Source organism: Eubacterium aggregans, assembly GCF_900107815.1.
In the GTDB taxonomy this organism is placed as follows: domain Bacteria; phylum Bacillota; class Clostridia; order Eubacteriales; family Eubacteriaceae; genus Eubacterium_O; species Eubacterium_O aggregans.
Genome location: NZ_FNRK01000042.1, coordinates 1 through 8,559 on the forward strand (window position 1 = coordinate 1; position 8,559 = coordinate 8,559).

13 protein-coding genes and 2 pseudogenes are annotated in these 8,559 nt (G+C 39.1%); 13 read left to right on the forward strand and 2 right to left on the reverse strand.

The features are described 5' to 3' along the window. Both BLW33_RS13515 and BLW33_RS13520 read right to left on the reverse strand, forming a co-directional pair. On the reverse strand, positions 1-259 hold a 259-nt coding region (locus BLW33_RS13515; RefSeq protein WP_143032612.1), incomplete at its 3' end, for a transposase. Positions 260-417: 158 nt separating this feature from the next. Further along, the gene (locus BLW33_RS13520; RefSeq protein ID WP_090309913.1) at positions 418-1,068 is read right to left on the reverse strand and encodes a Crp/Fnr family transcriptional regulator; all 651 of its coding nucleotides are present in this window, start codon (positions 1,066-1,068) and stop codon (positions 418-420) included. 90 nt (positions 1,069-1,158) lie between these two features. Between BLW33_RS13520 and BLW33_RS13525 the strand changes: the two genes are divergently transcribed. The 13 genes and pseudogenes from BLW33_RS13525 to BLW33_RS13585 form a co-directional block, all read left to right on the forward strand. Further along, positions 1,159-1,782: a 4Fe-4S binding protein gene (locus BLW33_RS13525; RefSeq protein WP_090309916.1), complete on the forward strand. Its 624-nt coding sequence runs from the start codon at positions 1,159-1,161 to the stop codon at positions 1,780-1,782. 90 nt (positions 1,783-1,872) lie between these two features. Beyond that, complete coding sequence (locus BLW33_RS13530) at positions 1,873-2,187, forward strand: cupin domain-containing protein (protein WP_090309920.1); 315 nt, start codon at positions 1,873-1,875, stop codon at positions 2,185-2,187. Between the two features lie 179 nt (positions 2,188-2,366). After that, on the forward strand, positions 2,367-2,645 hold the full coding sequence (locus BLW33_RS13535; protein WP_090309923.1) for a DUF5320 domain-containing protein: 279 nt from the start codon (positions 2,367-2,369) through the stop codon (positions 2,643-2,645). A gap of 63 nt (positions 2,646-2,708) precedes the next feature. Further along, positions 2,709-3,077 (forward strand): DUF134 domain-containing protein, encoded by a 369-nt coding sequence (locus BLW33_RS13540; RefSeq protein ID WP_090309925.1) that lies wholly within the window; start codon positions 2,709-2,711, stop codon positions 3,075-3,077. 41 nt (positions 3,078-3,118) lie between these two features. Continuing rightward, positions 3,119-3,439 (forward strand): annotated as a pseudogene (locus BLW33_RS13545) (iron-sulfur cluster assembly scaffold protein); the annotation flags it as partial. A 27-nt stretch (positions 3,440-3,466) separates the two neighbouring features. Next, a complete protein-coding gene (locus BLW33_RS13550; protein WP_090309937.1) occupies positions 3,467-3,835 on the forward strand; it encodes a NifB/NifX family molybdenum-iron cluster-binding protein in 369 nt (122 codons plus the stop codon). A gap of 1 nt (position 3,836) precedes the next feature. Next, positions 3,837-4,694: a nucleotide-binding protein gene (locus BLW33_RS13555; protein WP_090309927.1), complete on the forward strand. Its 858-nt coding sequence runs from the start codon at positions 3,837-3,839 to the stop codon at positions 4,692-4,694. Then, positions 4,672-5,547 (forward strand): ATP-binding protein, encoded by an 876-nt coding sequence (locus BLW33_RS13560; protein WP_090309929.1) that lies wholly within the window; start codon positions 4,672-4,674, stop codon positions 5,545-5,547. Before BLW33_RS13555 ends, BLW33_RS13560 begins: the two co-directional genes overlap by 23 nt. Positions 5,548-5,551: 4 nt before the next feature. Further along, entirely contained in the window at positions 5,552-6,373 is an 822-nt protein-coding gene (locus tag BLW33_RS13565; protein WP_090309934.1) for an MBL fold metallo-hydrolase, read from the forward strand. A gap of 17 nt (positions 6,374-6,390) precedes the next feature. Further along, positions 6,391-7,230 carry an Mrp/NBP35 family ATP-binding protein gene (locus tag BLW33_RS13570; RefSeq protein ID WP_090309931.1) on the forward strand — a complete coding sequence of 280 codons (840 nt, stop codon included), beginning with the start codon at positions 6,391-6,393 and terminating at the stop codon, positions 7,228-7,230. Further along, entirely contained in the window at positions 7,231-7,590 is a 360-nt protein-coding gene (locus tag BLW33_RS13575) for a NifB/NifX family molybdenum-iron cluster-binding protein (RefSeq protein WP_070110035.1), read from the forward strand. A 95-nt stretch (positions 7,591-7,685) separates the two neighbouring features. Then, a pseudogene (locus BLW33_RS13580) lies at positions 7,686-8,019 on the forward strand (CGGC domain-containing protein). 309 nt (positions 8,020-8,328) lie between these two features. Continuing rightward, positions 8,329-8,559: transposase (locus tag BLW33_RS13585; protein ID WP_143032662.1), on the forward strand; the 231-nt coding region annotated here is incomplete at its 3' end.

An 8,559-nucleotide genomic window follows, 5' to 3' on the forward strand; every position in this document is an offset into this window, starting at 1 on the left:
CATCCTGAAGGATTTCGATTTCTTCTTCACGTTCCCGAAGTCTACGCCTTAGTTGATTGTTTTCATCGGCCAGGGCGACCGTACCACCTTTTTTCTGGATTAAGGCATCAACTTCGCTTTGATGATGCTTCGCCTTGCTAATCCAGGTATACATTGTATCAAGATTGATGTTGAGGCGTTCAGATGCTGGCCGTGCGCCAATTTCTTGAGATAGCTTGACAGCCTCTGCTCTGAATTCGGGTGTGTATTTTTTTGCCATTTGGGTGTACAGTCCTCTCTGTTTTCTTTATTTTATCATTTCCTTGTCGTTTTGACTGTACTTTTATGATAACACTCCACTTAAAGACGGACCGTCAATCAGGAGATAAATCATCGTCTTGGTTGGCGGTTTTCTCTGGAATAGCAATAAGGTTTACATTATTTCAAAAGAGTAATCGAATCTGTATCGAATAGTATAAGCCCATCTTTCCTCATTTTTGCCAACTCACGAGATAAAGATGTACGTTGAACTCCGATTCTTTCAGCAAGCGCTTTTTTGGTTATATTTAATTTGATGTGGTTAGAATTTTGTTTTTTACTTTCGTAATTGAGATAGTTCATAATGCTTTCGCGTATTGTTTTATTGATATAATGCTTTATCTTATCTCCAAGAATGAATGCACGGTCGGAAGTAAGTTCCAAGTAAGTTCGTAAAAAGATAGCATTATTACAAAACAATTCAAACAATGCTTCTCTATCAATTTCCAATATATCCGTGGGCAATTGTGTTGATACAGTCATAGGATAATAAGGGCTTTTTGAAAATAATAAGTTTCCGCCTAAAATATCATCTTTGTAAAACGCTGAGATTGTAAGCATATTTCCAGATTCGTCAATGCGATCTACAACAACCTTGCCAGATAAGATTATTTCTAATTTAATGCATGTTTCTCCATCAAAATGAACAACGCTACTTTTCTTATAAGACGTGACTTTAAACTTTCCATTTTTGAGGTTAGTAAGTATATCATCATCTGATAAAGATTTTATCAATGTAGTACTTTTGATTAAATTAATATTCTTAGTCATATAGAATCTCCTATGTGTTACCAAGGTAACACCTTTTTTAATATTATAGCGCTATAATATTAAAAATTCAATAAATGATGGGGGAATATTATGAAATTTATTATTAATGCAATACGTATTTTATTTTTTGCACTATTCATATTTTTATTACTTAACGGTAAAATGATGCTTTGGCTTGCATTATATGCGGTAAGTCTCTTAGTAGCATTGCTATTTGGCAGAGTATATTGTGGTTATGTTTGTCCGATGAATACGTTGATGATTCCAACAGAAAGGCTTTCAAAAAAGCTAAAGCTACAGACGGATAAGTATCCCAAGTGGCTTGGCTCTGGAAAATTTGCATGGTTCGCATTGGTGGGTAGCGTAGCAATAATGTTGCTTGCACAAAAATTGTTACATAAAAATATTCCCATCCTACTCATTTGGTTAGCTGTTTCGGTGCTTATAACACTTAGATATAAGCCGGCAGTATTTCATAATCTCATTTGTCCGTTTGGGCCGCTACAAAAAGTTTTTGGAAGATTTGCTAAGTTTTCAGAAAAGGTAAATAAAGAAAGTTGTATTGGGTGCAAGCTTTGTGAGAAAGTTTGTCCTTCCGAAGCAATAGAGGTTAAATCAACAGATAAAAAGGCTGAAATTGAAACTTCAATATGTTTGCAATGTACTAATTGTCAGCAGGTGTGCCCGAAGGATGCTATTCACTACTCAAAATAGATATAATAGATATGATTGTTTTGTATTGTGACTAAGTTACATAATAATATTAAATTTATGATATAATTTAAATACTAGGAGGATGATAAAATGATTGAGCAAGTATATAAAATATCAACTGGCAATGAGAAAACAGTAGAAAAAGTTATTTATGATGAGAACCTTCATTATCTACACATGGTTTTTAACAAAGATGAAGGGTTGCCAGAGCATTTTTCAAATTCTAATGTTTATATGACGGTAGTAAGAGGTACACTTTCTATTGGCCTTAATGACCAGGAAATTCATAAGTATTCCAATGGTACTTTACTGAAAATACCTGTAAACACAAAGATGAACGTTAAAAATTTTAATGATGAAACGTTGGAATTGATTGTTGTAAAAGCACCAGCCCCAACAAAATAAGATAAAGCAATTAGAAAACCTATATCGGCAATAATGATGACCGTCACTTGAGGAATTTCCTTGATTGACGGTTTTTTTAAATTTTTTATGAAATTACTCAAAGGTTATTGACATATGCCATAAAAGTAGTATAATAAGAATAGATGGCATATGTCATAAACCATAAGGAGGTGAAAAGCATGCCAAGAAGAGATGGAACTGGCCCGATGGGTGCTGGTTCAATGACTGGAAGAGGATTAGGGCTTTGCACAGGTGCTAATACAGTAAAGTATGGAGCTGGTATCGGGATGGGATTAGGCCTTGGACTTGCTTGTAGGCGCGGTTTCGGTCGCGGTTTTGGTAGAGGTTCTGCGATTAACCAGATCTTCTCAAAAACACAAAAAGAGCTGCTGAATGAACAGAAAACCATGTTGCAAGATCGACTCGAAGTTATTGATAAGCAATTGGAGAACCTATAATGGGCATCAGGGATAACCGGAGGACGCTCTGGTTATTTCTGATTAGGATGGAGGTGATGAATTATGGCGAGACCGATGAAGTGGAGAAAAGTTTGCTGTTTGCCTGAAAGCAATAGATTTGGGCCTCTTGATTCACCTGCCGATGCAGAAAACCATGTAAACATGACTGTAGACGAGTATGAAACCATAAGGCTTATCGATTTGGAAGGCTTCACTCAAGAAGAGTGCGCCATGCAAATGAATATTGCTCGTAGCACCGTTCAAGGCATTTATATCGAAGCCAGAAAAAAGCTGGCTGAATCATTAGTAAATGGAAAGGTGTTACTGATTGAGGGCGGTGAATACCGGCTTTGTGAAGGGTTAGGGAATGGTTGTGGCCGTGGTTGTCACAGGCATAGGCGTGGTAGATGTTTTACAGATGATACGGATTAAGGTGGTTGATTATATATTCAGAAAAAGTAATTGAACATTTTATGTGCCCACAAAATGCCCATAGTATGCCGGATGCAGATGCTGAAGGAAGCTACGGGGATCCTTCCTGCGGAGATTATCTGACCGTTTATTTAAAGGTAAAAGATAATCGTGTAGAGGAAATCAGCTATCTTGTGTTTGGGTGTTGTGCTTCAATTGCAACATCCAGTATGACGTCGGTATTAGCAAAGGGTAAAACCTTAGAGGAAGCATTGAATATTACGGAAGAAGATATTATCCAGGCTTTAGATGGACTTCCTGAAAATAAGGTTCATTGCTCAAACTTAGGAGCAAGTGCATTGCACAATGCAATCAACAACTATTTAAAATTAAAAGAACGGAGAATTCTTATGAAAATAGCAATTCCGGTAGATGAAAAAAGTTTAAAATCTAATGTATGTGTATCTTTTGGGCGTGCCCCATATTTCCTTTTCTATAATACTGTGACAAAGGAAAGCTATTATCTTGATAATACCGCTGTTGCCAGCCAGGGCGGAGCAGGAATCAGAGCAGCGCAAGTAATTGCAGATCATGGAGTTAAGGCGTTACTGACTCCACGCTGCGGTGAAAACCCTGAAAAAGTTTTAAGTGGCGCAGAGGTTTTGGTTTACAAATCAATATCCGGAACAGCACAGGAAAACATTGATGCGTTTATAGGCGAACAACTTAATTTGCTAAGCGATTTTCATGCCGGATTTCACGGGCACGGAGGAAATTAAAATGAGGATTGCCGTGCTAAGCGGCAAGGGCGGCACAGGTAAAACGCTGGTATCGGTAAATTTAGCTGCGGCAGCGAAAGCATCCACATATATAGACTGTGATGTAGAAGAGCCGAATGGACATCTGTTTTTTAAGCCTGAATGGGTTCAGGTGGAAAAAATATCAGTAAAGATTCCAAAAGTGGATAATGAACTATGCAATGGATGCCGTAAATGCGTTGATTTTTGCAAATTCAATGCCCTTGCCTATATTAAAAACAAACTGATTGTCTTTGACGATGTGTGCCACTCCTGCGGTGGCTGTATCTTGGTTTGTCCTGAAAGGGCACTAACAGAGAAAGCAAAGGTTATTGGCAAAGTGCAAAAAGGGGTTTCCGGCGAAGTGGCGGTATGGACAGGAATATTGAACACCGGTGAAGCTACGGGTATTCCTATTATAAAAAAGCTGCTTGAGGAAAACTCGGAAGTAAATAAGCAGACATTTATCGACTGTCCTCCAGGAAGCGCTTGTATCGTGATGGAGAGCATCAAAGATGCGGACTATTGTATATTGGTAGCTGAGCCGACATTGTTTGGTGTGCATAACCTTAATATGGTATACGATCTGGTCAAGTTATTTAATAAGCCATTTGGGGTGGTTCTTAACAAATGCTTGGATGAAGAAAACCCAGCAGAGAAGTTTTGTTTTGAAAATAATATAAAGATATTAGGGCGGATTCCATTTGACAATGAACTTGGAACCTTGAACTCGAATGCGGAAATTGCTGTTAATAGAAATGAAAAGTACCGAGAACTGTTTTCTTCTCTGCTTAACAAGGTGACAAAGGAGGTGCAGCATGAAACAACTACTAATCCTTAGCGGTAAAGGCGGCACTGGGAAAACTACTATAGCCAGTGCTTTTATCAAGCTTGCAAACGCTAAGGCTTATGCGGATTGTGATGTAGATGCACCTAACCTACACCTCATTACCGGCTGGAATGTTGAACCGGAAAAAACAGACTATTATGGATTGCCAAAAGCAGAAATATATTCAGAATTATGTATCCAATGCGATCAGTGTAGGCAAAACTGTCGGTTTGATGCTATTTCAATAGATGAAAAATATAAAGTGGATCCTTTTGCATGTGAAGGCTGTGGCGTTTGCGAATATGTTTGCCCCGCGGAAGCGATAACTTTGAAACCTGCTGTGGCCGGAGAATTGATGCTGTATTATGATAAGGAAAAAGTATTTTCAACAGCGCAACTAAAAATGGGCAGTGGTACCTCCGGAATGCTTGTCACTGAGGTAAAAAAACAAATGAAGGCGGCAACAGTTGATACTGAGCTGGCCATTATTGATGGATCTCCTGGAATAGGCTGTCCTGTCATCGCATCACTTAGCGGTGTGGATATGGTTTTGATAGTCGCAGAGCCTTCCATATCAGGTATCAGCGATATGGAGCGCGTTATAAAAACAGCAGCGAAATTCGGGACAAAGACAGCGGTATGTATCAACAAATACGATACCAACATTGAGAACACAGAGAAGATTGAAGAGTTTTGTAAAAAACAAGGGCTGCCCTTTATTGGCAGGATACCCTTTGACTTAGGTGCGGTTAAAGCTATAAATAATGGTCAAACCATTGTAGACATCGACTGCACATCGGGGACGGCGGTTAAAGAGGTTTATCACAAAACAATGAATCTGCTCTTTGAAAAAGGTGGTGGCTAAAGTCATGCTTGTTAAAACTTTGGTTGAAAACACCTCGATATCAAAAGACTTTGGCAGTGAGTACGGCCTTAGCCTGTATATAGAAACAAAGAAATATAAAATATTGTTTGATGTTGGTGCAAGCGAGCTGTTTCTTCAAAATGCAAAAAAGCTTGATGTGAGTATTGCTGATGTTGACTTTCTTGTTATTTCGCATGGACACTATGATCATGGCGGTGGGCTAAAAAGTTTTCTGCACGAAAACACAAAAGCTGAGGTATTTTTACATCGACTCGCTTTTGAAAAGCACTATGCGATCCGTCCAAACGATGAATTGGATTTTATAGGTCTTGATGAAAACCTGAAACAAAACAAACAAATTGTCCTCACCTCAGACCGTTTCTTTATTAACAGTGGAATCCAAGTATTCTCTAATATTACCCAAAGAAAGCCGCGTCCAAAATCAAACCGTGGATTGCTCACTGAGTATAATGGGCAAACGACAGATGATATCTTTGCACATGAACAGAACCTCGTTATAGAGGAAGACGGGAAAACCCTATTAGTAACAGGCTGCGCTCATAATGGCATCATAAATATACTTGAGCATTTTCACACGCTCAAAGGACGAATGCCTGACTATGTGATAGGCGGATTTCACCTTTCCAGCCGCTCTGGTGGCAATGAAGACTCTGAAATGACAGATAGGATTGTCAAGTACCTCTTGAGTACAAAAGCAAAGTTTTATACCTGCCATTGCACAGGCATCGAACCTTATAAAAGGCTGAAAGCTGGTATGGGGGATAGCATCGATTACCTGTCAGCAGGCAGTAAAATTACAATCTAAATAAAAGGAGCAAGAATATGAGCGAAAATTGCAATCAAAGCTGCAGCAGTTGTTCGGAGGACTGTGCAGAAAGAAAAGAACAAAAAACGGACTTCTCCGAAAAACTGCACGAGATGAGCAGTGTAAAAAAGGTCATTGGTATTGTCAGTGGCAAAGGAGGAGTCGGCAAATCACTTGTTACCTCTATGCTTGCAGTCACCATGAACAGAATGGGTTATCATACAGCTATTCTGGATGCGGATGTTACAGGGCCTTCTATCCCAAAAGCCTTTGGTATCAAGGAAAAAGCCAAAGGTAGTGAGTTTGGCTTATTCCCTGTTAAGACAAAGACTGGGATTGATATTATGTCTGTTAATTTACTTTTAGAAAATGACACTGATCCGGTTGTCTGGAGAGGGCCAATCATTGCAGGTACCGTCAAGCAGTTTTGGACAGATGTTATCTGGAGTGATGTGGATTTTATGTTCATCGATATGCCACCGGGCACCGGAGATGTTCCCCTTACGGTGTTTCAGTCTATTGCTGTTGATGGGATTATCGTTGTGACCTCACCGCAGGAGCTGGTATCCATGATTGTTTCAAAAGCTGTTAAGATGGCTGAGATGATGAATATCCCTATTATCGGTCTGGTAGAAAACATGTCCTATTTTAAATGCCCTGATAACGGCAAGGACTATCAGATATTTGGCGAAAGCCATATTGAAGAAGTTGCTGATAAACATAATTTAAAGGTTCTTGCTAAATTACCTATTGACCCGAAAATTTCAGCTGCATGTGACAAGGGTATGATAGAGCTTTTCGATGGCAATTGGCTTGAGCCGATTGCAAAAATATTAGAAAAAATGGAGGAAAATTAAATGATGAAAATTGCAGTAGCAAGCGAAAACGGAATGGTGACCGAGCACTTTGGACATTGCGAAGGGTTTATGATTTTTGACACCGAAAACAATCAAATTCTCAAAAGCGAAACCATTGCTAACCCTGGACATAGACCTGGATTCTTGCCTAATTTTCTTGCCGATCGTGGTGTAAATGTCATTATCAGCGGTGGTATGGGCGGAGGTGCAGTCGAGATATTTAATGAAAGGAACATCGAGGTTATTGTCGGAGCAAAAGGTAACGCTAAGGATGCGGTAGAAGCGTACCTGCAGGGTTCCTTAAAATCGACTGGTTCCGTTTGTCATGAACATCAGCATCATGATGAATGCGGCGAATAGAATAGCACATTTGTATTGTGAAATAGTGCTTGCACGGTGTAATTAGTGCAAGTACTATTTTTTACTACCGTACATATAGAATTGGAGGTTTATTAATGAAAGTTGGATTAATTAGATGTATGCAAACTGAGGATATGTGCCCCGGAACAACTGATTTTAAAGTGATGAAAGAGAAGAAATGCGCATTTGAAGGTATCAGAAGAGGAAATAGAAGTTACTGGAGTGAACACTTGTGGCGGTTGTCCTGGGAAAAAGGCAGTAACCAGAGCGGCTGAAATGGTAAAACGAGGTGCAGATACTATTGTTTTGGCTTCATGTATAACAAAAGGAAATCCTATTGGATTCGCATGCCCGTACGCACAACAGATGAGGGCTGCAATTGAAAAGAAGGTTGGAAAAATAATAAAGATTATTGATTATACGCACTAATGGTAAAGGTATTTGTAAAATAACCTTTCACCGTTAACCGTTCTACCAAACGGACATATTGGGGTTGACTGCATCTATCGAACAGGTAAAAACTGTGGACTGTATCTACCGAACCAATAGGTTGAAAATGTGTTATTGTTGTAATTAAAAACATACGGTCGAGCCATGTCGAGTCAGTAGTCTTGCTGTATAGGACCGAAGGGACGACGAGAGCAAGGTTATAATGGTCTCATAAATTAAGACATTTTTTCAGACGGATATTAATGAATCTGATATACTAAAAAGAGAACCAAGAAAGGATTCATTACCATGTCCAGACAACGAAGAAATTTTAGTGCCAAATTCAAATCTAATCTCGTGATTGAGCTGTTAAAAGGTGAAAAGGAGCTCAATACCCTTGCAACCGAGAATAACATTCAACCGAATCTCCTTCGTAATTGGAAGAAGGAATTCCTTGATAATGCCGCCATCGTGTTCGATGATAAGCGTGAGGAAAACCTGAAGGATAAGCTTTCCGAAGAACGCAAAGAAAAAGCGGCA